We start from the raw sequence: 25611 nt of genomic DNA, 5'->3' as shown, positions 1-25611 counted from the left end.
GTCGATTATGCCAGCAATTGTCGGACCCATTTACATTAACTCGATTTCTGGGGGCGTCGTAAACGTCGGTGACTCATTTTATCTTTCGCCTAAAAGTTCTTCAAAATCTGCTTTAGGCTCTGGAGCGGGGAATACCGGAGATTTCTTGATTTTAAATAATGGCATTAGCGCCACTAACTATGTGGATCCTGACTTAAACGATCAGAATATGGTAGGCAATGCATAAAGCGGCTCCTCTACATCCATTTCACTTAGAGGAGCGCTTTTTTATGTTTATTTCTTTCTACGTTGTCTTGATTTCTTTGTTTTGACCAACTTACTTGCCGGCTGCTTTCGAATCCATTTGATGTACGGAACAAGCTTTTCATCTTGTCTAAGCGCATCAAGCGTGTTCAAACGTGCGGCAAGCTCCTGATTTGTATAAAGAGCATGTACTTGTTTATGGCAAGGGATGCACAGGAAGGCAGTCGGTAAAAAAGCCCCACCTTCTTCTCTTGGTGTTAAGTGGTGTTCTGTGAGCAGGACATTTTGTCTTCCGCACAGCTCACATAATCCAATGGTTTGCTTTGCCACCCTGTCATCACCTCAACATTTACATCAATTCCATTGAGACCGTTGTCCCTTTCCCGCTTGGATCTGCTGGATGGACAATCAGTTTCTTCGGTAGCCTCATTTTCAATTCTTCCACGTGGCTAATAACACCAACTGCTAAATTGTGAGACTGAAGCTTTTCTAATGCGGTAATGACCGTATCAAGCAAGTCTTGATCGAGCGTACCGAATCCTTCATCAAGGAAAAAGAATTGCAGCGGGAATTCACCTCTCAGCTGAATTTGTGCAGAAAGAGCAAGGGCAAGAGCCAGTGATGTCAAGAAGGTTTCCCCGCCGGACAAGCTGGACACGGGACGCCTAACACCGCCATTTGCATCATCACGCATAACAAAGCCGCCTTCTGAGTCGACCTCAATCGCATATCTTTGTCTCGTCAACATACCTAAGCGGGCGGATGCATCACGACTGACACTTTCCAGCTGTTCTTCTGCTAAAAATTCAACAAACGTATTCCCTTTAAAAACAGTTTGCAGTTTATCAAGGCGATCAATTTCTTGCTGCAGTGCTTCCAATCGTTCGTGAATACTTGCAAAGCGCTGATGATTCTCTTCCATCACACGCAGGTGTTCATGTGCGGACCCACTCATTGCAGTCGCTTCTTCCAATGCTTTTTCAGCTGCCTCTTTTCTGTGCTGAATGTCCATCCACTGCTTTTCATCCAGAGACTCTTCTTTCAATAATTCAGAAATTCGCTTTAAGTTTGCGGCACATTCCTTTCTTTTATCCTCAAATTCCTCAATTTCTTGTTTGACCGATTGACGTACTGCTTGTTCCATTGAAACAGACTCAATTTCCTGCGGCATATGAAAAGGAGAAGATTCTGCTGCTGTTTCCCAAGCTGCTGCTGTTTCTTGTTTTCGCTTGTTCGCCTCTTGAAGCTGACGCTCACTGCTTGAAAAATGACTTTGCGCCTCACTAAACAACTGCTGCGCGTGCTGCAATTGCTTGTACGATTGCTGCTCTTTTTCATTAAGAAGAGAAAGGGAGTGTTCAACCTCTATAAGTTCATCAGAAATAGAGGCAGCTTTTAATGGATATCGGCCTAAATCTATTTCATATTGTTGGATAAGCTGCTGTTGACTTTCTAACTGATGCGCTAGTTTATCAAGTTCTTTCTCGACATTGTATATCACTGTCTGCAGCTGTTCTTTTGCTAGCTGTTTTTCTTCCAAAAACGAAATACTTTTCTCAATTCGTTCTTTATAGCCTTCCGCTTGTTGGTCCTTTTCATCGATTTGCTTTTGCATTTCTTGTACTTGATTCAATGTAAGATGCGGGAAGGTCTGTTCAAATTGAGTCGTTTGCTCTGAAAGCTCAGCATGAAGCTCTTTGATCAGCACTTCTAATTCTTCAATGCGCTGCTGTTCAAAAGTCATTTGCTCTTTCATTTTGCTCATCTCTGCTGATTGATCATGCGTTTCATCCATTAAACGAGCTCGTTTCTGTTCAACTTCTTGAATATCTTGCTTTATGCCTTTCCATTCTTGCATCAGATCCTGCAAAGACTGCGAATTTTGTACCATTTCTACTGCTGCAGCGACTTCCGCTCCAGGGGCTTTCTGAGATAAGAAAGCGAATTGCTTCACTAATTGATTGGCATGCGTTTCGAGAAGCTGCTTTGCGGCATACATGTCTCTTCCATAATCCTCTGCCTGCTTGAGCTCTTTGTCCATCCGTTGAATGACTTCATCGACTTGTGCCACGGTTTCTTCATGGTCATTGGATTGCAAAGCCTTTGGATCATGATGAATCGACCCACAAACCGGGCATGGCTCACCATCTACTAGCTCTGCTGCTAATTCTTTTCTTAATTCTGCCGCTCTTACAGCATCTCGCTGCTTTAATTTTTCGAGTTTCTGTTGTTGTTCTTTTTGACTCCATTCTGTCAGAGCTCGTTCGAGTTCACATACATAAAAATAGAGGTGTTCAATTGCTTGAAACGATTGGTCTATTTTTTCATGATGGTCGTTTTGCTGCTTTTGAAGCCTTTCATATGCTTCTGAAGTCTGTGAGGCTCGCTTGTTGAACTCCTCCAGCTTTTGCTTTTCCTTTTGAATGCTAAGGTTTATTCTTTCAACATTTTCACTTAAACGTAAAGCATCCTGTACACTTTTGCGTTCTTTCACTGAAACTTGTAACTGCTCCAGCTCATTCTTCAGCTGTGTTTGTTTCGTTAGTGCACGCTCTAATAGAGATTGGAGATTCTCCGCTTCTTTCTTCTTTTGGAGGAGCTGCTGCGCTTTTTCATTTTTTTGACGCTCTATGCCCGTCTTTTCCTGAAGAGCTGCCTCTTTTTTACGTTCAATTTCTTTTAGCTGAATCAGCTGCTCTTTCTTTTGGAGAAGGTCTGGCTCTGTCTCTATTTTCTTTTGCCGGTCTTGCTCATACTCCCGCGCCATTTGATCATAGATCGTTCGTTGATGCAGCAGCTGCTTTTCTGCTTCCTGCTTCTCTTTCGATGCTTGAGAAAGCTGTTTTTCAGCCTTTGTCAATGCATCCGCATAGGGCTTTAGCGTCTCTGCCTGCTCTGCGATATGGAGCTTCGCCCTTTTCTCTTCTATTGATGGTGCCAGTAAATTCAGCTTGTTTTGTTCAGTCTCGTAAGCTTCTTGTTCCTTTTGATACTGCCAGATCGTTTGCGCCTTTGTAAAAGCAGTGAGCGCTTCGTCCCGCGCTTGTTTTTTCTCATGAAAAATAGCCTTTGCCTGCTCTGCTGCTTCATTTGCTTTTGCCAGCGCCTCTGGGCCAGCTTCTCCTAAACCATTCAGTTCAGCCAGCAGTTCATTTTTTTGTCCATAATGCTTTTGAGCCTTTGCACGCAATCGCTTGACGAGCTGATCCCCATATTTCTCCAAGTTAAACAACCGCTGAAGCATTTGACGTCTGTCTGCCCCTTTTAAGGAGAGAAATTCTGCAAACTTCCCTTGAGGTAAGACGACCGCACGGGTAAAATCATCAATGGTTAATCCGAGTAGTTCTTCTACTTTACGATTCACCTCACTCGCTTTATCTGCGAGAACTGTCTGCGTATCACCGATTTCAATCAGGCGGCATAAAGTCGTTCTGACTTTCATTTCATCCGCTCGTTTGAAAGCACGCTCGACTTTATAAGAAATGTGGTGTTCCTTTTGCAAAGCAAATGTAAAGGAAACCGACAGCTTTTCTTCCGCTTGGTTCAAAATACCATGTGTATTATTTAACGCACGCTCCACTTTGCCATAGAGGGCCAGGGTCATAGCGTCTAATATGGACGACTTTCCACTTCCTGTCGGTCCAAATATGCCAAACACACCCGCATCACATAATGAGCTAAAGTCAATTGTTTGTTCTTCTCTGAAGCTATGAAGTCCTTTAATGGTCAGCGTAATCGGCTTCAAGTCGCTTCCTCCTCTTGCATATCATTGGCTAGCTCTAAAAACAGTTTGACTGTTTTTTCATCAGGCAGACCGCCACCTGTCTGGCGCTCATAAAACTTCACGAATCTCTCTTCGATCGAGAGTTTTTCCACTTGCTTTTGCTCTTCTATTTGCTGTAGTTCTTTGAATTTTGGACGAATGTGAACAAACCCACTATGCTGCTTTCGGAGTTGATGAATCTCTTCAATAGAGAGCTGATCTGTTAAATGAATCTCTAGATCAATCCATGCCTGAAGATCCCGTTTTTCATCCAGCCACTCGTACACTTGACTCAGTCCCTCAGTCGCCTTCCATTTCATAAGTGGTTTTCCGCTTGATAAAAACACTTCTTTCCAGCTCGCTTTTTCATTCGGTTTTGCCTCCACAATTGTGACTGATTTGGCATAGCCTGATTCAGAAAAGCTATAAGCAAGAGGTGATCCAGAATAACGAGCAATCGTTTTGGCACGTTTGATCGTTTGCGGCCTGTGCAAATGACCAAGCGCAACATAGCAAGCGGATTCTGGCAGGCTTTCAGCCGCAACGGTATATGCGCCGCCTACTTCAATCGGTCTTTCTGAATCTGTTTGACTTCCTCCTGCCACATAAATGTGGCTTGTTGCGATATTGACCGTATCCGGTTGAAATTGAGTACTTAAATGTTGAAACGCTTGTTGAATCTTTAAATTGTAATGATCACGAAGCAATTTCTCTTCGAATGTTTCAGCCAGCACCTCATTTAGCCTCGCCTCAGACGGATAAGCGAGTGCTGCAATGGATAAACGTTCATCCGCAGAAGAAACATCGACACGGATGATGTCATTTGTCGGATATCCAATTAAATGAATCCCTTGATCATTTGTTAAAGGAGATGCGGCTGATAAGCGATCCGGATTATCGTGGTTGCCTGAAATGACCACTACCTGGCGTTTTCCTTTATCAGATAAAGCAGATAGACTTTCATAAAAAAGCTGCTCTGCTCTAGCAGGCGGATTCACTGTATCAAAGGCATCACCGGCCATCACAATGACATCAATGTGTTCGTCTTTCACGATTTGATACAGCTCATCTAAAAACTGTGCTTGCTCATCGAGCCGGCTTCGACCTTCAAGGGTTTTCCCTAAATGCCAATCCGCTGTATGCAGAATCCTCATGTGATTCACCTCTCATTTCGATACATTTATAAAGAGATTTCTAAATTCCCATCGAAGAAATAAAGAATTTTCTCCTCTAATGTTCTGTTTGTCAAACGCTCTACAGCTTTTGCATATAATGCTATTTGGGTTTCATAACGCTTTTTCAAGATCGATTCAGCAGCGTCAACTGTATATCTGCCTTGTACTCTATCAGTTTTATAATCTAGTAAATATAGCTTTCCATCTGTTTCAAATAAACAGTCAATCATTCCTTGAATCAGAACAGGCTCTCCCTCAGTATCTATATGACGGTATACCTCTTTAACAGGTAACACCATACTAAAAGACACCTCTCGTTTCACCCAGTCCGCTTTTAGCAGTTTTTGGCCAATTGAAGTAGAGAAGAAAGATGCAATTCCTTCTTGATTAATTGACCGGATCTGCTCATCTGTTAGCAAATCTCGCTGCTGTAAAGATTCGAGCAAGTGTCCTATCTGTGATTCATCATAAGGCTCCTCAGAAGGAAGCGGGATATGCTGCATCACTGTATGCATTGCGGTGCCTTGCTCTGCGGCAGTGAGTGTTTTTTTCTTCATGAAAGCCGGCCGGTCATACAATGTTGCACGAGCTTTTCGAATAGAAGAAGGAACACTGTACTCATCCTGTATTTCTTTCATTCTTTTTATCTCGGAAACAGACTGCTTTGTGCCGACTTGCGAGGCCGCTAGATACGGATATTTCCATGAGAGCCTCTCTGCCACCTTCTCATCAGCATCACCATATCCTTCAACAGGCAGACCATCCATCAATGCTTGTACAATCTCGTCTTGCTCCTTCTTTTCAAGTGACATATCTTCCTTTAAAAGATCAGAAGCTTGCGTAAATGAGATAGTGAATGTAGACGGATGTGAAAGAACAACATCTCCTGCTTCTTCTAAAACAGATGCCATCGCTTGATGACGGATGAGGGCAGGTCCAATGAAATCTAAGTATGTTTTTGATTGATACCGTTCAAAATCAGGGAGCAGCCACTCTTCTCCGGTTGCGGCATTTTGCCATTTACTTAATGCTTTCACCTGATTTTTGACAGAGCCGACCAGAAATAATTTTTCTTTAGCCCTTGTGAGTGCCACATATAGGACTCTCAGCTCTTCAGATAATAACTCTTTTCTCATCTTTTTTTTCATCGCCACAAGCGGTAATGTCGCATAACTAATTCTCAGTTCAGGATGGATGTACTTGCTTCCAAACCCTAGTTCTTTATCAAGTAAATAGGACTGGTTTAAGTCCATCATATTAAAGTTCCTGCCGAGTCCTGCGGTAAAGACGACTGGAAATTCTAACCCTTTACTGCTGTGGATCGTCATCATACGCACAACGTCCTCTGTTTCACTGAACGTTTTTGCCGCACCAAGATCATCCCCACGCTCCTGCATTCTTTCAATAAAACGAAGGAATCGGAATAGCCCTCTAAAGGCAGCTTTTTCATATTGCTTGGCCCTGTCATAAAGGGCACGAAGATTCGCCTGTCGCTGTTTACCTCCAGGCATCCCGCCAACATAATCAAGATACTGCGTGTCACGGTAGACTTCCCAAATTAATTCTGCCACCGAATGATTGATAGAAAAATCACGCCACTTGCGCAGGAATTGGAAAAATCGCTCTAGCTTTTTGCATGTAGGGTGATCAGAATGCGTCACACTCATAAATGCCTTTACAGCATCATAATACGTGCCTTTTTTATCACTTGTTCGAATCAGAGCCAATTCATTTTCATCTAAATGAACAAGAGGTGATCTTAAAACAGCAGCAAGCGGGATATCCTGATATGGATTATCGATGACTTTTAACAAAGAAAGAATGACAGACACCTCTGTTGCTTCAAAATAACCAGAGGAAAGATTCGCATATACGGGGATTCCCTGCTTCTTTAATTCCTCCATCATTTGCGGAGCCCACGGCATAGACCGAAGCAAAATGACAATGTCACGATACTGTAAGTTACGGGTCATTTGCTGCTTTGCATCGTACACTTGAAATGGCTGCTCCACTAATTCTTTTATTTTTTTAGAAATGATTCTCGCTTCAAATTGGACGGTCTCGAGCTCTTCTCGCTCTTCGCCGGTTTCTGCTTCCTGCTGATCTAAGTGGACAAGAAGCATTTCTGTCGTTGTATCTTTGCTTTCTGGATAACTCGCTCCAAGCTTTAATTCAGCTTGTTCATCATATTCAATTTCTCCAACTGTTTCCCCCATCAGCTGCTTGAACAAAAAGTTCGTACTATCTAAAACATCTGAACGGCTGCGGAAGTTTTTATTTAAATCGATTCTCTTCCCTGTTTCTTTGCCGTCTGGTTGAAAGTGTTTATATTTGTTTAAAAAGAGCATAGGCTCTGCCAGCCTAAAACGATAAATAGACTGCTTTACATCACCAACCATAAACAGATTGCCCTCTGCAGAATGTTCTCCTTTAGATACAAGCTTTAAAATGGTTTCTTGTACAAGGTTTGTATCCTGATATTCATCAACGAGCACTTCTTCAAACTGCTGTTGATAGTACTTGGCAGCTTCTGTTTCAATCAAATGTCCTTCTGCATCCTGCTCCGCTAAAATGCGTAAGCAATAGTGCTCTAAATCCGAAAAGTCGACAATTGACTTTTCCTGCTTCGCTCTTTCAAAACGCTCACCAAATTGGATCACAAGCTCTACAAGCGTCTCCACAACTGGCTTCATTTCAGCTAAGCTTTTTAAATGCTGGGCAGGACTGCGCATGAAGTATTCATCTTTTAGTTTTTCTAATTGTTTTTTCGCTTGATTACGTGCATCTGTGGCTTTTTCTAATAAAGCAGGGTCATATTCGTCCCCTTTGCACGTTTTGAGCCTTTTAAAATTGACGTTCGGCAAAAGCTCATAAAGTTTCTCAAAATCATCTTGATGACGGATTAATTCATTGACTTGCTCTAAATCATCTATAAAATTCTCTGCTCTCGGTGCTGGGCCACCCGGCTCTTTTGATAGCGAAAGAGCTCGTTCAAGCAGCTCCTGACAGCTCCGGAGAACGAGAGAAAGATCTTCTTTGATATATGGATAAAACGGTAATTCTTCTACTTTTGTTTGAGCATCTACATCATAAAGTGAAAGAAATGCCCGCATCCATTGCTCAGGGGATGGATGCGATCTTGAAAACTCATAAATTCTCTTCACGAGCCATTGCAAATCTAAGTCGTGACGGTCAGACGTGTAACGGTCAACCAGTTCAAAGAATGATGGCTTTCCAGCCTTATATTCATCCTCAAACAGTTCATCTAACACTTCATCTCCTAATAGTTCTCCTTCTGTTTGATCGGCCAAACGAAAGCCTGGATCAAGATCAATTTCATAGTAAAAGGTGCGCAAAACCTGCAAGCAAAAGGAGTGCAAGGTTGAAATATTGGCTCGATTCATGAGGGACAGCTGCCTTCTCATATGAAGAGACCCAGGGTTTTTGGCTAATTCTTTTTCAAGTGCTTCTGTGATCCGATGCTTCATCTCTGCCGCAGAAGCATTTGTGAAAGTTACAACAAGCAGACGGTCCACATCAACTGGAAGTTCAGGCCGGGTCATTTTTCGAATCAGGCGTTCAACCAAAACAGCTGTTTTACCCGACCCTGCCGCCGCCGCAACCAAGATATCTTGTCCTTCTGAAACGATGGCTTCCCACTGGTCATCCGTCCACGTACTGTTATTCGGTTTTGGTATTTGCATACTGATCCCCTTCTTTTTTGATCCGGTCTATCACAACATCGTCCTTTTCAGAGGTGAGCACTCTAAAATCATTATCTTCTATTGATTCATCGAATTGGCAAATAGACTTGAAAGAACAAAAGCGGCAAGGTGTTTGATCCTTTAATTTATATGGATTAATTGTGACCTCTCCATTTGTAATTCTTTCACCTGCTTCTTCAAATGTACGCCGAACGTGTTGTGTGAGTATATGGAAATGATCTTCACTTAAAACTGCCGAATCAGAACGGAAAGACCCATCCTTTTTCAAGCCAGCTTGAATGACTTGCGATCTACCTGAATCAAGCGTTTGATCCATTAGCTTTACTGCTTCCACATCTTCAAGCAATAAACCCTTCATTTTAAATTTCTTGTATATTTCCTGCTCAATTTCATCTTCTGCAAGCGGAATTGGTGCTTGAATGAGCGGATCATGAATATGGAAATATAAAATGCCAGCAGGCGTTGCTTCTACGCCGAGCCACTCTTTCGAATACGTAATGGTTAGGTCTAAGTATGTGAGCATTTGCAAGGCAAGACCATAGTATACTTCTGCTAGGTCAAGACCTTTCTCACTGGATTTGTAATCGACGATTCTTAAAAGCAGCCCTTTTGAACCTTCTGCTTTATCTACCCTGTCAATTCTTCCGACAAGTTCCATCGTGCAGCCATTCTTTAATTGAAAAGTAAACGGCGGCAAAGGTCCTTGCCCCCCGAAACCTAACTCAAGCCCTACTGGAGAAAATCCACTCACTTTGGCATGTTCACTTAATATAGAAGAGACTCGAATTAGGATTTTCTGGAGCTTTTCTTTAATATAAGCATGCCGATTAGAGCTTAATAGAATTTCCTTTTGAAGACGCGGAGCAAGCTGTTCGATTGCATGTCTTGAATAGGTGACACAATCTTCCTTCGTTAGGTTTTTCCAATCCTTTTTTTGTTCAACTAGCGTATCTGAAATATGCTTCAAAGCCGAGTGAAACAGCTGGCCGATATCGGGTGCTTCCAATTTGTAAAATTGTCGATCCTTAAGTTTTAAACCGTGGGAAGCAAAGTGAGAAAATGCACACGCATTGAATTTCTCCATTCTTGAAACACTGCCCTGAATATGATCACCGTAAAGCTCTTTTGTGACATTTGGCTTTAAAGGCTTCGCTCGATTTGTAAAGAACAAACTTGACATGATGTTTTTTGATACATCCCGATTAGGAGATGTCATTAAGTAGTTATAGACACTCCACCATACACCGCTAATGGGATATTGATTGAGCCATTGCTGCAGCTGTGAGACAGTATACGACAACGAAACATGCTCATTCGCTACAAATTTTAATTGCTCATTGTCTTCCAGCTGTTCTGGATCTAATACATAAAGAGCCTGCTGATGATTTGGCATAAGCTCTTGGCAATACTTGATGAGTGTTGAAGGCAATAAAGAACGTCCTTCTGCATCAGAAGCCGCATAGGATAGATACAAATGATGGGATGGACTTGATAACGCTTGGTAAATTAAAAATTGCTCATCTAGCAGCCGTTCTTTTCCTGTCTCTGCCAGCTCTGCTCCTGCTCGTTTTAACCATTCTCGGTCATCCTCAGACAATACACTCTCATCAGAGGGGCGTGCGGGAATAACGCCATCGTTTACACCAATGATAAACGTACACTTCACTTGATACATTCTGGATAAATCCATACTTCCGATAAATACTTGGTCGAGTGAAGGCGGAATCAAAGCGAATTTTAGAGAAGCTAATCCTGTATCTATCATCTGTTGGAATAAAGGAAATGAGAGCTCTTCGTCACCTAGCATGTCAACAAATTCATCCATTAATTGAATCACAGCATCCCATACTTGCCCGTGCTGCATTGCTTCAGCTAATCGACCTGCTTCTTCAGCCTCAAGCCTCGCTTTTTCAAGTTTATCTGGTACTTGTATCTCTTCTAAAAAGACATAAACAGCCTCTACCATGTCCCTTACCTTTTGTGCATTTTTAAGTCTTTTCTGCAACTGGTAAAGCGGGGGCGCGATCCATTCTTTGACATCATTTAGCATTTGTTCCATTTCGATTTCTTGATCTGTTTGCCTGAAATCCTCATCTAATGATTGGAAGCGCCTGTAATGAAACCGGGAACCATTTGTCCAGCGCTCTCCTTTTACACCATAAGCAATACAATAGTTTTCGAGCTGATCTGCCTGCTCTCTCGCTTTGTTCTTAGTGATTTCAAGCGGAAATAAGAACTCTGTTTTCACGCAGCGAAATACCGCCTCATACCGCCAATTTCCTTTTATGACATCCAAGCTCGAACGAATCAATTCAATGAGCGGATGATACTGCATCGATTCATTTCCATCAATAAAAAAAGGAATGTCGTAATCTCGAAAAACCTCTTTTAACGTATCTTTATAGTCGTCTACATGCCGTGCTACAATCGAGATATCTCGGAGTCTGAGTCCTTTTTCTCTCACTAAATCAAGGATGTCTCTCGCTACTCCCTCAATTTCAGCTCGTTTATTTGCACTTTTAGACACTGTGAGATGAGGGGTGTTTTCCTGATATGGCTGTACTGGCCGCTGCTCATATTGGTGTTCTAAATAAGCAAGATCTGGTGTATAAAGGTGCCGATGATTTCTTTCAAAAATGGTTTCAGAAATGTCAGCTCCGCACTCTTTAGCAAGCTGATAGAGCTGGAAATACGTTTTACCTGTCATACGAAATAAATCAAGTTCATTTGGCTGCCTATCATGATAGGATCGATCTACTGTGAAAGCCGCAGTTATTTTTGCAGCATGGAGCAAGAGCTGTTCAATGACAAGAAGCTGCTGCGGTGTAAATTGATAAAAACCATCGATATAAATGTGTGCTCCTTTTATTTCTTCAGCTGATGGAACTTGCTGGGCAAGAAGAGTCAAATAGTCTTCTGAGTGCACATATTCATCTTGTAAATGCTCCTCCATCTGCTGATAAAGAACATGGAGATCATGCAATTTTTCGGCTGCCCGTCTTTCTTCTGTATACTCTGAATGCATGCTCTCCACTGAAATTTTCTCAATATCCTCAGGCAGCATACAGTATCTTTTAAATTCAGCCATCGTTTTTTCGATTTGCTCCACAAACCCTGGCTTATCACTGGCTTTTTTGAATACTTTAAACTTGTCTTTCTGCTCTTCAATCACTTTTCTTAAAAGCATTTGAATTCCTGTGCTTGTCACAAATTGCCGGTTCGCTCCACCAGTCTGCTGTAAAATAGACCAAGCAAGACGAGTAAAACTAAAAACTTTAGCTCTGATCATTCCACCGGCTTCAGACGTTTTCGCAAGCTCATATTCCATTAAAAATGTCATTTGATCCGGGACTAAAAAAATGATTGGCGGACCCAACGGATCAAGCCGAAGCTGTTCTTTGATTTCCTCTAAGATTGCAGTCGTTTTTCCACTCCCCGATCTGCCTGCTAAAAACTGAATCTCCACGTTCCACAACACCTTTCTTATGTACTCATATTCTAGCGAAAATAAAGGTAAATAGCTATTTTCCGATCACGTTCCCATTCTCCTTTCTGAAAAAAACATAGGCACCTTTCCTCACTCTTTTCATATCATAAACCATCATGAACATAAAGGAGGCTGGCAATATCATGTATTACGGTTACTATGACTACTCGCCTTATGACATGCGCCAAAACACAAGAATCATTTCAGACCTTGAGAAGGCGATCAATGGTGAATATTCTGCGATCCAGTGCTACGAAAAACTTGCCCAAAAAGCAAAAAATCCTGAAGCAAAAAAGATCATTCAAGAAATACGTCAGGATGAAGTCAGACACTATCAACTATTTTCAAAGCTATATTATTCTTTAACAGGTAAAAATCACAAACCAAGCGTAACAGAACCTTGTCCAGACCAATTCAGAGAAGGGCTTCTGTTTGCTTTTAAAGATGAACAAAAAACGGTTGATTTTTACTTAAGCGTATCAGACTATGTCCGAGATCAAGGAACAAAAGAGCTAATGAAACGTATCGCTCAAGATGAGCAGCAGCACGCTGTATGGTTTTTATATCTTTTAACGCACCATGTATCATAGATAGTCCTATTTTAATAGGAGAGCGTATGTTCCGTCAAAAGATGAAATCGATATTTCGTTCATTCAAACTGTCAAAGAAAGCGTTAAATGTAGCAAAGCCTCCCATCCCTTCCTCATTTTCAAACGAGAAAATGAGAATTCGATCATAAAAAAAACTCCTCTGCCACAAAGAGCAGAAGGAGTTTTTATGATCTTTTAATGAAATTTTGCTTCATTGCTTTGCTGCTGATGCTTGAGAATCCCATCAATTGATAGCAGCTTACTGCCGCTGAGAGTTAAATAAAGCGCCATGACGAGAAGCGAAAGTTCAAATTCATAACCACCTACAAATCCTCTAGAAAAACCAACAGTGATAATTGCTACTGCCATAATTGGTACAAATAATGCTGCGATAACTCGAGTTCCTAGACCTAAAATCAAGGCGATACCACCGACCAGCTCAATTGTCTTCACAATATAAGCCATAAATTCAGGTACACCGATTTGCCCGAAGAATGCTGCTGTACCTCCCAGCCCTCCTTGATATGCCTGAAGCCCATGTAAAAAGAAAATAATCCCTAAAATAACGCGTACAAAAAGTGTTCCTATTTCTTGATTTGTTTTCATATAGTGATTTCCTCCTGTTTTTACACTACACAATGTAATGTTAATAAGTAAAAAAATTAGTAATTAAGGTTGAGCATTATCATCAAGATCACCATCAGAATGGCTGAAGTGACGATTGGAATCATTGGTACATTAAAAGGAATATTGTAAGTTGGATTTAAAATTTTTTGTATTCTTAAATTCAATGCCCGATCCCCAAAGGACACCGCAAACTTTGTTTGTTTTTGAAACTGGGTTCTTTTTTTAACCAGTTTCAAAAGGGCCTGCCCTACTCCAAGCTCAGTGCCTGTCTTCTGAATGGCATAGTCATCTGCAATCACTTCACGAAAAACAGAGTAGCTTTGTCTCATATGCTTTAACACTGGAATGTACCAAATGACTTTTGTGAGCATTGAGAACATAAAAGCCTTCAAAGGATCATAGCTGTATTTGTGATGCAATTCATGATGAACTACAGCGTCAATCTCTTCTTCATCCAGCATGTCCATGAGAGCTGTTGATAAATAAACCTTTGGGTGAAGCATCCCCATTGCAAAAGCAAGCGGTTCATGACAATGAAATACAATGATATCGTTTTGATATTTCTCTGACAGAGATTCGGTTGACGGTTGTTCGACTGCGAGCATCATATGTCGTTTGAATTGAATGTACTTTCTGATTTGCTGTGCCATATAGAAAATCGCAAAACCCAATGTGGAAAGGACTAAGGCATCCAGAAAGTATTTTAAAGGAGTGAATCCATAGAATTCGAGCACAGACTGGCATACATGAATCAGATTATATGCTTGATTCCAGCCAAAAAAGCTTGAAAGCACATAATACCCCATCTGATAAAAAATCGTTAGACCAATCAATATACCGCCTAAAAACAGCAGACTCGACTTCATTTTATTCATTTTGCTGCTCCTCTTTTTTAGACGCTAGCCTTGCTTCAAGCACTTTGAGCAATTCAGGGTCAGCACTTTCAATTGCATCCACCATATGATTCACTGCCAGCGGACCGAAATCGTCCATCAATCCTTGTGTAATCCATTTTGTTTGCTCATTTAGAAATTCTTCTTTTGTTAAAATAGGATTATAAATAGATGAGCGCCCTTTTGTTTTTTTCTCCACAATTCCCTTTTCGGTTAAGCGGTTCAGCACAGTCATCACTGTGTTGAAATTAATCGGCTTCTCATCTGACAGCTTTTGCTGCACCTCTTTAATCGGCATATCCTCACCATCATAAAGGATCTCCATAATTCTCCCCTCTAAAGGACCAAAAAAGCGATTCAATCCCTTTTCATTATATTTAAAAGAAGGAATTTTCATGTTATCACCTCACACTAAGTAGTGTAGTGTAATTGAAAATGATAGTCAACTGATAACAAAAATAGGGGAAAATCGTTGTATATTGACTTTGTTTTTGGTAAAAATTATATCTTTCTTTATAAAAATGTACTAATCATTTAGTGATAAGATAATCTTATGTAAATGGTGAAAAAATTCGTATTTTATTTATAGAGACTTTTGTATTATAGTGAAGTTAACAACATTTCACTTACTGAACAAACATATAGGAAGAAGGTTTACATGTAATGAAACAAGGCCTTCGAACCGATCTCATTCTCATTGCGACAAGCGGTTTAGGTGGATTTCTTTTGTCTTTAACAGGTATGTCTATTGGCTGGATGGTAGGTACATTAATCACCGCAGCTTTTATTGCGATGCGCCGCCCCACCCTGTTTCAGCGTAAAGGAACCAGCACCTTACGTATTCACAGCAGATGGCTGCTCCTTGGTCAATTCATTCTCGGAATTGAACTCGGACAGAAAATGAATATGAAGGTCCTTCACATTTTCGCTGAAAATTGGCTCCCTGTGAGTTTCATGCTCGTCTTTTCTATTCTACTGGCGATGCTCTCAGGCTTTGTCTTATGGAAGCTGAGCAAAACCGATATGCTGACAAGCTTTGTTGGAACTGCCCCCGGCGGTTTATCCGCTATGCCGGGGATTGCCCAAGAGGTGGGAGCCAATACAGCTGTTGTGAGTCTCGTGCAAACGATACGTGTATTAATGGTTGTACTCACTATCCCCTTTACAGTGTTTTATTTGAATACAAAAAACCAAGCGGATGCGGCTGTAGTTACGCAAGGGAGCGCTTTTTCTTCGGGCGTTTTCACCCTTTCAAACATCTCTTGGACCGCTGCGCTTATTTTAGGTGCCTGGCTCATGTCACGCCTAGCAGTTCGTCTTCATTTTCCTGCCCCTTGGCTGATCGGCAGTATGCTAGGCGTCGCAGCTCTTCAAGTTGGTGCGGGCGCGCTCATAGGTTATGATTTGATTCCTTATTGGCCGGCACAAGCGAACATTGCGTCTCAAGTATTTCTAGGTGCAACCATCGGTTCAAAAATGAATAAACAGATGTTTGTCGGGCTAAAAAACACTCTCATTGTGGCTGTCGTCAGCTCAGCTGGACTAATTGCTGCAACTGTCCTCAGCTCTATTGCCATCGCTGAGATCACAGGTATTTCTGTCATTACAGCCATTCTTGCTTTTTCGCCTGGCGGTATTGCAGAAATGGCAACAACAGCAGTCACACTGCACGAGGATTCTACCTTTGTTGTGGCTGTACAAGTCGTCAGAATTATTCTCGTCATTGCAATGCTGCCACCGTTTTTCCGGTTCTTACATCATGTATGGGCAAAAAGGCAGCCTGATTATAAAGCTGCAAAATAAAAAAGAGACGCTTTGCATATGCAGAGCGCCTTTTTTTATTCGCTGGTATTCCTTTTGACACCGACAACTTGATCCTTTGAAATGGTGCCAAAATGCCGGCTGTCGAAGCTATGTATTCGGTTATCTCCGACCACAAAGTAATGATTGCTTTTAATTTTATCGTCTCCTGTGATGGCTTTCAGCTGAAAATCCCCTGTTAGGACGTTCCCCATTTTATGTTGTTTCTGCTCTTTTAAATAAGGTTCCTTCTTTTTTTCACCATCGACAAATAACTGATCATCTTCAGACTTGATCGTTTCTCCTGGGAGTCCAATGACCCGCTTGATCAAGATTTGATTTTTAGGTCCGTGAAATAATACATAATCAAACCGGCTAATTTTCGTGAGTTTTGGCGAGAACTTATTGATTAATAATTCTGTTCCATCTGTAAAAGTTGGGTCCATACTAACCCCTTCTACTTTGTATGTGACAAACATGAAATTCTTTACTTGGAACAATAAGACGATGCCTGTAATAATCATCAACCATAGCAATGGCTTCTTTTTCATTAAGAGCCTCCTTTGTCCTCACGTTTACTCATTCGAATGTTTAACCTATTTTCTACTCTCTTTCCAACATACCATAATACTGCAATAACTAGAACCGCAAAAACACTTCTTAACGGATTCTTAACTAAAGCAGAGAGATCATACCCAATAAAACTAATGATAAAAAGCATGACACACTTACCAGATAAAGTAGCTAATGAGAATTGCCAAAAGCTAATTCTTGATAAACCTGCTACAACATTGACGGCAGCAGAGGGTGTGAAAGGAAAGCAAAGTAAAATAAATAATGGACCAAATCCCCGCTTCTCCACCCAAAGCATTAATTTTTTAATGGAAGGATGCCTGCTAATAAAGTTGAGCATTCTCATTCGTCCAAATTTTCTAATCAGCAAAAAGACAAGAATAGACCCTGCACTTGCGCCAATCCAGGTCAATAAAAAGCCTTCCCACAGGCCGAATGCATTTGCATTTGCTACAGCAAACGCAACGAGTGGTAAAAACGGAAGAAATGCTTCTATTAAAGGGAGCAATATGGCGACAATCGGTCCAAAGGCCTTGTAGCTCTCAAAAAATGATGTGATATTTTCGTGAGTAAATAGGGAAAGAAATGATGTCAACTTGTTTGACTCCTTCAAGGTTTGTCTACTTTTCATTTTACATGGAAAACATAAAAATATACAAATGAATCCCCCCCCTTGAGATTATTTGACTCATTCGATATAATAAACAAGAACATGCGTTCTATCAAGAAAGAAAGCAGGCTTGGACATGACGAGACTATCAAGAATACAGCTTCAGATGATGGAACAGGCCATCTTTCTTCCAATGGTCGTCTCCATCCTCAATCGTGATTTGACTCACTTAAAACAACATCAAACATTTAAACTAAATGAACCATACATTCAGCTAGTGACCTCCGCCTTAAAGGAAGCACAGAAAGCACTTTATGAACTAAAGCAGCATTTACGTAAAGAAAAAATGAAGGTACAGCAAATTGAACACGATGAAGGATTTACAACGTATCTATTTATCATGGATGGCTATGAAGAAAAACATAAATACTTTAATCCACGTATACGTCACCGGGTAGAGGAACTGCTGACTCGGTATTTTCTTCATCAAGCGAATTGAATTTGCTTCATTGTCGCGCGTCTCCATTCAAAGCAAAAAGCCTGCCACAGCGGCAGGCTCCTACATATTATGATAATTCAAGCTGTTCTCTCAGCTCTGTTCTCACTTCTTCTAATCCAGCGCCATCTAACTCAAAGTAATACACATTCCCAGGCTGATAATCATGGCCCTTTAGCTGAATAGTATCCACTGATTTCAATGAGCTCAATAACGGGAAAAGGCCGATAAACTGCTTCATTGACAGATTGGTTGAAACATTATCACCAAGTGTATCAATGATATTGTCATAGGATGGGATCGAAGAAATGGATTTAGACTTTTCAAAGATGGCTTGAAGTGCTTCCATTTGGCGCTTCCCGCGCATGAGGTCACTGTCTGCCTTTCTCGTTCTTACAAACGCTAATGCTTCTTCACCATTTAACGTATGTGTTCCTGTTTGCACATGAACTTTCCCTTTTGAGTCCTTTTCCATTTGTTTTGCGATACCTTCATCTTCAATCGTGACGTCAATTCCGTTTAGCTCATCTACAATGTCTTGAAACGCCTTAAAGTTCCCTGAAATCACATAGTCTACAGGGATGTTCAGCAAATTTTCGACCGTTTTGACTGACAAATCTGCACTTCCAAATGCATGGGCGTGGGCGATTTTATCATATCCTCTTCCTGGTATATCAACATAAGAATCACGAGGAATACTAAGGAGCTTGATGGTTTTCTCTGTTCGGTTCACCGCCGCCAGTAAGACCGCATCACTTCGTGCTTCGTCTACCGTTTCACCTGGACGGCTGTCAATTCCAAGCAAGAGCACCGAGAAGTTGTCCTTTCCTGGATCAAAAGCTTTTACACGCTTTTGCGAGGTGTCTCCTCTTTCTAATGACACTTGCGCCTTATCTGACGCTTTTGAAATTTTATAGTAGGCATATCCTGTTACGGATACTGCCATCACCATGACAAAAGCCATGATAAACAGCACTGCTTTCACCCAAGGTCTCAGCCTTCTTTTGGATCTTGTTTTTGCTCTAGTTTTTTCCTTCATCCTTTCCGAACCCTCACTCTATCTTAGTCTATCAATGTAGGTTCCACTATAACATATTTTGATGAAAGTTTCCTACACGCAACTTATTTTTATGAACCCACAATTAAAAACTTGTAAAACTCAGATAACCCATGCTTTTCTGCTAGTAGTGTTCTTTTTAAATGATTCCGTGTAGTTAGCATTGTCTACATCCATATCATCGCAGGTGAGAATCAGAAAAAAAGCAACCTCTAATGTCGGCTGCTTTTTCACCATTATTGAATGCTCACTTGAAATTGTCCCTTCAATTCCTCTTCTGCTTCTTGAAATAACTGCTTTACGTTTTCTGCATACTCGCCAAGAGCGTCCTTGCTCGTGTCAAAATTCACCCATGTCAGCTTTACTGGCAGATTTACTTCTCCTGTCAAACAGTCCCATAGGGCATCAAGATTTTTCCCATAGTAGTCAGGAAAGTGTAAAACTGTTTTTAGTTGGTCATGAAGCTCTTCTTGCGACCTGCACGATGCACCGTCCAGCTGCACTTTTTTCATGTCATCTTCCCCTCTCATACCTTTATTTTAAACGAATGGAAGGAAAAAGAAAAAGCCAGGCTCCTCACTTTTGTTTCTTGACACTTGAGATCAAAAGGATGAGACAAGCTGCCAAAACGACCAAGAAAAAGACGATCAACACCATCTGGGTTCCGTACAAATCAGCAAAAAGTCCGACAAAAACACTTGGAAGACCCAGACCTAAATATGCAAATAAATAAAACCCTGCAACGGCTCTAGCTGCTTCCTTTTTTCCCCTCTCGACAATCAGCTGAAGACCACCTAAATAAGTAAATCCATAGCAGGCCGTACCCGCAAGCATCGTTCCGGCAAGCACAAGAATGATGGATCCGCTATTTGCTCCAATTAGCAAGAGGCCGTATCCGCATGGAAGACAAATAAATCCGGCGAGGAGCGCTGCTGTGCTATTCATTTTGCGAACAAAAGGCTGCATCAGGACACCTGCCATATTAATCAAAAATAGTGCCGGCCCTACCCATAATTCATATCCATTTAATTTAAGCTGTGCTGGCAAAACCGAAATCACAAGTCCGCACACTGACCACGCGACAGCAATCGCTGCATTCGCTGGCATTGTTCCTTTTGGAAATGTTGGCATGTTCATCATCGGTTTACCTGAATCTCCTTGTACAGGCGGAACGAAAAAGAAGACACCCACAATCGTTAGGATTAAAAAGCCCAGCACAATCCAATAGCTAAGCGGCGCAAGCGTCATATGCTGAAAAGAAAGAAGTGCCGTAAAAAGAGCACCGCCCCCAAAACCAACCGAACTGCATAACGCAATAAACGTTGGAATCCAGTTTGACTTTTCTGGATATAAAGCAATCAAATAAGCGGTGCATGTGCCAACACTCAGGCCAAGCCCCACCCCTTGTAGCAGCCGGGCCAAAAAGAGCATCTGAATGGTAGGATGTACGATCATCAATAAGGTAGCACATAATGAAAAACTAAGTGCGACCAATAAAACCGGTTTACGTCCAGCCCGGTCAGATATCCCCCCAAGAAAAAGCAAGACTGGAATCAGTCCGAAGACATATGCAGCAAATACAAGGGCTGTCGCCGCTTTTCCGTACCCTGCTTGTTCGGCATACAACGTATAAAGGGGCACCTGCAGATTTACTGCGGTTGTAATCATAAAAAGACCTAATAAAACGAATGTAAATGGAATGATAGATAGGTGTGTAGTGTCTTCTTTAGATGCAGGGATCATTTCACTCTCTCCTTTAGTCATAAGCATATGAGAACAGTGTACACACCTTTTGGCTTACTTCCTATATCCAAAAATGACGCTATTGACCACTCCATATTTCCGTGTCATCATCATGTTATATGTGACAATGAGAGAAGGTGTCCGATGTATATTTATTTAGACCGCTCAAGTACGACCCCGCTCTGGCAGCAAATCGTGACTGGGATCATTCAACAAATTCATTCCAAAAAACTGAATCCTCATGATCAGTTAACACCGACACGCGTATTAGCACAGGAGCTCAATGTATCAAGATCAACAATACAGCTTGCTTATGATGAACTGCTGGCAAGAGGTTATGTCAGCACATCTAGACGAGGCGGTACGAAGGTCATTTCGAGTGATCACTATGCGGCCTCCGCCCCCCATCAAGGTGAGCCTCCTTTTCCTCTTCCGGTAAGACCACACTTTCAAGAGGCGGAGAAACAAATGAACCACTGGCTGTCGGCCAATCAATTTCATGAAAAGCTTGATATTGATTTTCGTCATCAGGAACCAGCCATCGACGAACATTTCCAAAACATATGGAAACGCTCGCTCATGAAAGCATTACAGCGATTAGAGATGAAAGATTGGGGCTATTCCTCCCCGCATGGTTTATGGGAAGTACGTTCAGAAATACGCCAATACTTATCTGTAGAACGAGGCATTGATGTAGAAGAGGATCAAATCGTATTAACAGGAGGCACGCAGCAAGCCATTGATTTGATTTCACAGGTATTACTCAAAAAAGGCGATACAGTAGCTGTTGAAGATCCAGGCTTTCCTGGAGCAAGGCTTTCATTTATGCATCGTGAAATGAACATTTATCCCGCGCCCGTCGATGAAGAAGGAATGATGGTGAATACATTACCACGAAGAACAAAGCTGATTGCGGTGACACCCTCCCATCAGCGTCCAACCGGTGTATGTATGAGTGTGAGCAGAAGGCAGCAGCTGCTAAAATTTGCTGTCAGCCATCAGTCTTATATACTAGAGGATGATTTTGATGGAGATTATCGTTATCATGGCGGACCGCTTCCTTCCTTATTTTCAGAAGCATCAGGCCATGTGATTTATATCTTAAGCTTCTCCAAAGTGCTAGCACCCGGCATCCGCCTTGCTGCCATTATCGGCTCCAAAGCCGTCATAAAAGAAATCGCTTCCTTGCAATCACTCATTCAAAGGCAGCTACCCATTATGGAACAGATCACACTCGCCTCTTTTTTCAGAGAAGGAGACTTCACGAGATATGTCAGGCGAATGAGACAGCTATATAAAAAAAGACAGGCTGCCATGATGGATGCCCTTTTAACACAACAATTTGACAAGCACTTTCATATTTATGGAACAGATACGGGTCTTCATGTCTTTTTAGAAGGAGCACCAGACTTTGACGAAAAAGGCAGTATTGAGGCAGCAAAAGCAGCAGGTATTGGCATTTATCCATTAAGTCCTTATTGTTTTGAGAGCAATCGAAAGGGATTACTACTAGGCTTCGCCTGTACGGACGAAAACATGATCCAAGAAGGTGTGCGCCGCTTAAAGCAAATACTTTATATGTAAAAAAGCTTGGAAGTCCGTCTTCCAAGCTTTTTTACGTTGATTGCTGAATACGGCCGACTTCTTCAATAAATGCAGTTGCCCTCTGCAATCCATCTTGCAGATGATGAGTAGCGGAAATAAACAGCTTTTCTTGATCTGGGCGCTTTAATAGCTGCTCCACCTGACCAATTCCTTTTTCAAATGAATGAAGACCTGTCTTTAACTGTTCATCTGCCTCTTGATACGCGGCTGGAACTTCTTGATGAGCAAGCCCCTTTTGAATCACATGATCAAAGGCTTTCGTCGCCTTTTTCAATTTTTTATTTACTTGGATCTTTCCCTGTCCATCTGAAATAAATTGGTCGGTCATGTTCTCATAAGCTTCATTTAACTCATCCATATAACGCTGAACCCATTGTTCATACGCAGCTTCTTTTGTGTCTTGTTTTGAAGGCGATTGACCTGCTTGCTGGCAGGCTGCTAGTAAGGTCACTGTCAAAGTGAACAGCAGAATCAATTGCGATTGTTTTTTCATACAGAGCCTCCATTTCCTATTCCCATTCGTTCATATCGGTCAAAATAGGAGGATCCTTTACCACATACGAACACTTTACAAGAAATGATTTCTTTTATTGTAACAGACGGCTCGTGTCACTTCTGTGATTTATGAGGAATTGCTTGAAAATACGTCTAAGGATCCACATTTCCCTGTCATTTATTTGGTGAACAGTCTACCGATACACTCTTTAGACGACTGGATATATGGATTTGGTTTCAACAAATTCATGGTCATGGTGGATGTTTTCGTGTCATCATGATGATGCCTCATCAAAGTCGCTTTGTCCTGTTGATTTATTGAAGTTTACCTTTACAAGCAATTTCAAGCTCTTCGACTACTTCACCATCTTGGATGAGATAGGCTTTTTCATGGAGATTGACAGCAGGACAAATATGATTTGGAATGATTTGCACCTTCTCACCGATCTGGACAGTCTGACGGAAGCCTTCGTGATAAATGATGGCATGCTCATCAAATACACTGGAAACAAATACATCATCATAGCCTTTTACTTTGCCTAGTCCTTTTGTTTGTGTCAGACCTTTTGTACGGGTTTGTGCCGTGAGCCCTTTGGCTCCAACATCTGTAATGACACGAGTCTTTGTTGGCTTACTAATGACTGTCGTCAGGACGGCTGCTGCGCAATATGAAAAAGTGCCGATCACATTGGACTGAGAGGCATCCATGAAAATGTAAGTACCAGGTCTGATTTCGGTGACTCCCTTTGGAATATCAAATTGAAATAAGAACGGCGGCGTTGATCCTATGCTCACCACCTCTAGCAGCATGCCTGCTTCTTTTGCAATCTGTGCAAACCGAAGCGTTCGATTCACAGCGTCTTCATATAATGTCTGACAATGCGCTTTACTTTCCGCCTTGTATGTGTGACCATCATGAGAAAAAATCCCTTTTAAATGAACAAAGTCACATGTTTTTATCGCCTGCAAGATTTGACAGAAATCACTCTCTTCAATGACACCAGACCTCTCTTCTCCAACTTCTATCTCAATTAAAACCTCCGCTTTTTTCTCTGCTCCTCGAAAAACCTCTTCAATTTGATGCACATGCTCTACACAATCTATTCCAAATGAAATGTGTATCGACTCTGCCAGCTTTCGAATTCGCTTCAGCTTTGTCTCACCTACAATTTGATTGGCGATAAAAATATCTGTCAGCCCATGCGCTGCCATCACTTCCGCTTCCCCTACTTTCGCTACAGTTAAGCCAGAGGCGCCCATCTCCTCCTGCACCTTCGCAAGACCAGGTGTTTTATGTGTTTTCGTATGAGGACGCAGTTTGACTTGCTGACGGTCCGCATATTGCTGCATAGCCGCTAGATTCTCCATCATCACCTGTTTATCAATTAATAGCGCTGGTGTATCTAGTTCATCATAAGTCATCATCATATCCCCTTCTCTGCTGCTCATTATATAAAATTTTATACATTATATTTAAATTATATAATTTATTATACAATTATCAATGTTTTTTTCTTCGAGAAAGGAAGACGATATAACATAAGGAGCCCAGCGGCTGTACTGCCGCTGGTTTTAGTTAATATCTGTTCCGTAGCTCCCTTAATATAAAATCGTATACAAGGTTGAGCTGTTGTTCCTTTGGATACAGCATAAATTCTTGTTTTTTAGGAAGACCACCATCAAGGCGATCTTGAAATTTCGTTCGGAGATACGCTGTTCTGTGTACCTGACTCTCAAAAGATTTATATGAGACATCGAGTTTGACGGTTTGCTCATTTGTAAAGATGACCACCGTGTCTCCGAGGGATGATTCCTGGAAGGTATGAATGTATTTGTGGGAGATCCAGCCGCACTGAGGACGGTTGGATGAATAGGTTGGGAAGAAATACAGATGATTGGATGAGTCAATTACAATGGGAGGCTTATGAGATATTCCTGTTACTTCATATGTTCCCGCTTTTCTGCCTGCATAGCTTGAGCCGAAGAATCTGCAGCTGCGTTCAATAATTTGCAGGGGCTTTAATTCAACGTAAAAGCTTGTCTCTCTTTCTATGACTTTTGAATATACTCTTTTTCCTTCTTCAACTGGAAGGACCGCCATTGTTGTTTGATTAATGACGTATGAATCTAAAGGTGTTTCACTAATTCCTGACACTTCATTTCCTCCTGTGTTAATTTTTGGTTATTTTAGATACTATTAATCTATCACCAACATATAAGAAACGACAGGATTTTTTCAAAATTTATTAAAAATCATTTTTTTATCGTGTTATTTAGTTCATTTGATCTATCGAAAAGCCTTTTTTAAAGTTATATCACATCGTGTCGATCGGACAAGAGGTGTCGATTCCGCTCAAAAATAAATTGTCTAAAAATTATAAATTCTTGTTGATTTTTTCTCCACCAATCCATATACTATAAAAAAGGCATCGGGGGGATTCTTTATGAAAGAGAAAAAAACGTATGCTGAGCTCATGAAGTCCCGCAACACCCAAAAAACCGAAGAAAACGGCGTGACGATTTTAGACATCTATATTCAAATGGTTTTAGATGAGGCGCTTTATAAACAGCGCTTAACCTTCCTTAGAGAAGAGATTGATAAGGCACTGGATCAGCGTGATGAAAAGCGATTCAACGACCTGTCAGCTCAATATGCAGAACACTGCTTACACTAATCATGATGATTTTACTAGCGGCAAAGAGACAGCAACTCGTCTCTTTACCGCAAG

22 protein-coding genes are annotated in these 25611 nt (G+C 41.4%); 6 read left to right on the top strand and 16 right to left on the bottom strand.

All coding sequences use genetic code 11. From position 1 onward, the window contains the following. Positions 1-7 precede the first annotated feature (7 nt). Positions 8-226, top strand: a complete 219-nt coding sequence (locus tag MHI16_RS05540; protein WP_003211468.1) for a spore germination protein — start codon at positions 8-10, stop codon at positions 224-226. Positions 227-273: 47 nt separating this feature from the next. Here MHI16_RS05540 and MHI16_RS05535 read toward each other — a convergent pair whose 3' ends face one another. The 5 genes from MHI16_RS05535 to addB are packed head-to-tail and all read right to left on the bottom strand — an operon-like array spanning position 274 to position 12372. After that, complete coding sequence (locus tag MHI16_RS05535; protein ID WP_058014357.1) at positions 274-573, bottom strand: hypothetical protein; 300 nt, start codon at positions 571-573, stop codon at positions 274-276. A 19-nt stretch (positions 574-592) separates the two neighbouring features. Next, positions 593-3988 carry an SMC family ATPase gene (locus MHI16_RS05530; protein ID WP_058014358.1) on the bottom strand — a complete coding sequence of 1132 codons (3396 nt, stop codon included), beginning with the start codon at positions 3986-3988 and terminating at the stop codon, positions 593-595. Further along, positions 3985-5160 carry an exonuclease subunit SbcD gene (gene sbcD / locus MHI16_RS05525; protein ID WP_058014359.1) on the bottom strand — a complete coding sequence of 392 codons (1176 nt, stop codon included), beginning with the start codon at positions 5158-5160 and terminating at the stop codon, positions 3985-3987. The genes MHI16_RS05530 and sbcD overlap by 4 nt, the downstream gene beginning before the upstream one ends. 26 nt (positions 5161-5186) lie before the next feature. Next, positions 5187-8885, bottom strand: a complete 3699-nt coding sequence (addA, locus tag MHI16_RS05520; RefSeq protein WP_342498135.1) for a helicase-exonuclease AddAB subunit AddA — start codon at positions 8883-8885, stop codon at positions 5187-5189. After that, positions 8863-12372: a helicase-exonuclease AddAB subunit AddB gene (gene addB, locus MHI16_RS05515; protein WP_342498134.1), complete on the bottom strand. Its 3510-nt coding sequence runs from the start codon at positions 12370-12372 to the stop codon at positions 8863-8865. The genes addA and addB overlap by 23 nt, the downstream gene beginning before the upstream one ends. Positions 12373-12536: 164 nt before the next feature. Here addB and MHI16_RS05510 point away from each other — a divergent pair, with 164 nt between their 5' ends. Next, positions 12537-12983 (top strand): ferritin-like domain-containing protein, encoded by a 447-nt coding sequence (locus MHI16_RS05510; protein ID WP_061407295.1) that lies wholly within the window; start codon positions 12537-12539, stop codon positions 12981-12983. Positions 12984-13178: 195 nt separating this feature from the next. Here MHI16_RS05510 and MHI16_RS05505 read toward each other — a convergent pair whose 3' ends face one another. From MHI16_RS05505 to MHI16_RS05495, 3 genes are read right to left on the bottom strand one after another with little or no spacing between them, the layout of a single operon-like run. Then, positions 13179-13589, bottom strand: coding sequence for a DoxX family protein (locus MHI16_RS05505; protein WP_058014363.1), 411 nt, complete (start codon positions 13587-13589; stop codon positions 13179-13181). A gap of 56 nt (positions 13590-13645) precedes the next feature. Further along, entirely contained in the window at positions 13646-14485 is an 840-nt protein-coding gene (locus MHI16_RS05500; protein ID WP_058014364.1) for a M56 family metallopeptidase, read from the bottom strand. Next, entirely contained in the window at positions 14478-14900 is a 423-nt protein-coding gene (locus MHI16_RS05495; RefSeq protein WP_058014365.1) for a BlaI/MecI/CopY family transcriptional regulator, read from the bottom strand. Before MHI16_RS05495 ends, MHI16_RS05500 begins: the two co-directional genes overlap by 8 nt. 266 nt (positions 14901-15166) lie before the next feature. Between MHI16_RS05495 and MHI16_RS05490 the strand changes: the two genes are divergently transcribed. After that, on the top strand, positions 15167-16306 hold the full coding sequence (locus tag MHI16_RS05490) for an AbrB family transcriptional regulator (protein ID WP_058014366.1): 1140 nt from the start codon (positions 15167-15169) through the stop codon (positions 16304-16306). A gap of 35 nt (positions 16307-16341) precedes the next feature. Here the strand turns inward: MHI16_RS05490 and lepB are convergent, their stop codons facing one another. Both lepB and MHI16_RS05480 read right to left on the bottom strand, forming a co-directional pair. Further along, a complete protein-coding gene (lepB, locus tag MHI16_RS05485) occupies positions 16342-16854 on the bottom strand; it encodes a signal peptidase I (RefSeq protein WP_342498133.1) in 513 nt (170 codons plus the stop codon). After that, positions 16854-17507, bottom strand: coding sequence for a TVP38/TMEM64 family protein (locus tag MHI16_RS05480; protein ID WP_058014367.1), 654 nt, complete (start codon positions 17505-17507; stop codon positions 16854-16856). The genes lepB and MHI16_RS05480 overlap by 1 nt, the downstream gene beginning before the upstream one ends. Before the next feature lie 115 nt (positions 17508-17622). Here MHI16_RS05480 and MHI16_RS05475 point away from each other — a divergent pair, with 115 nt between their 5' ends. Then, the gene (locus tag MHI16_RS05475; protein WP_003210969.1) at positions 17623-17985 is read left to right on the top strand and encodes a hypothetical protein; all 363 of its coding nucleotides are present in this window, start codon (positions 17623-17625) and stop codon (positions 17983-17985) included. 67 nt (positions 17986-18052) lie between these two features. Here the strand turns inward: MHI16_RS05475 and MHI16_RS05470 are convergent, their stop codons facing one another. The 3 genes from MHI16_RS05470 to MHI16_RS05460 all read right to left on the bottom strand — a co-directional run bounded on the left by MHI16_RS05470 (position 18053) and on the right by MHI16_RS05460 (position 20782). Further along, a complete protein-coding gene (locus MHI16_RS05470; RefSeq protein ID WP_268466940.1) occupies positions 18053-19021 on the bottom strand; it encodes an LCP family protein in 969 nt (322 codons plus the stop codon). A gap of 254 nt (positions 19022-19275) precedes the next feature. Beyond that, on the bottom strand, positions 19276-19551 hold the full coding sequence (locus tag MHI16_RS05465) for a barstar family protein (protein WP_144462409.1): 276 nt from the start codon (positions 19549-19551) through the stop codon (positions 19276-19278). Between the two features lie 64 nt (positions 19552-19615). Further along, positions 19616-20782, bottom strand: coding sequence for an MFS transporter (locus MHI16_RS05460; protein ID WP_268466939.1), 1167 nt, complete (start codon positions 20780-20782; stop codon positions 19616-19618). 144 nt (positions 20783-20926) lie between these two features. Here MHI16_RS05460 and MHI16_RS05455 point away from each other — a divergent pair, with 144 nt between their 5' ends. After that, entirely contained in the window at positions 20927-22366 is a 1440-nt protein-coding gene (locus MHI16_RS05455) for a PLP-dependent aminotransferase family protein (protein ID WP_268498134.1), read from the top strand. A gap of 31 nt (positions 22367-22397) precedes the next feature. Here the strand turns inward: MHI16_RS05455 and MHI16_RS05450 are convergent, their stop codons facing one another. The 3 genes from MHI16_RS05450 to MHI16_RS05440 form a co-directional block, all read right to left on the bottom strand. Next, positions 22398-22880: a hypothetical protein gene (locus MHI16_RS05450; protein WP_268466937.1), complete on the bottom strand. Its 483-nt coding sequence runs from the start codon at positions 22878-22880 to the stop codon at positions 22398-22400. A 317-nt stretch (positions 22881-23197) separates the two neighbouring features. Further along, positions 23198-24304: a D-TA family PLP-dependent enzyme gene (locus tag MHI16_RS05445; RefSeq protein WP_339165434.1), complete on the bottom strand. Its 1107-nt coding sequence runs from the start codon at positions 24302-24304 to the stop codon at positions 23198-23200. A gap of 154 nt (positions 24305-24458) precedes the next feature. Further along, positions 24459-25037, bottom strand: a complete 579-nt coding sequence (locus tag MHI16_RS05440) for a competence protein ComK (protein WP_044140707.1) — start codon at positions 25035-25037, stop codon at positions 24459-24461. A gap of 289 nt (positions 25038-25326) precedes the next feature. On the opposite strand from MHI16_RS05440, the gene MHI16_RS05435 reads away from it, so the two are divergent. After that, positions 25327-25557: an IDEAL domain-containing protein gene (locus MHI16_RS05435; protein WP_003210924.1), complete on the top strand. Its 231-nt coding sequence runs from the start codon at positions 25327-25329 to the stop codon at positions 25555-25557. Positions 25558-25611: the final 54 nt, after the last annotated feature.

It is taken from the genome of Bacillus sp. FSL K6-0923 (genome assembly GCF_038630825.1).
GTDB lineage: Bacteria > Bacillota > Bacilli > Bacillales > Bacillaceae > Bacillus > Bacillus pumilus.
The sequence above is the reverse complement of the archived record's forward strand: the minus strand, read 5'-3'. Positions and strand labels throughout refer to the sequence as shown.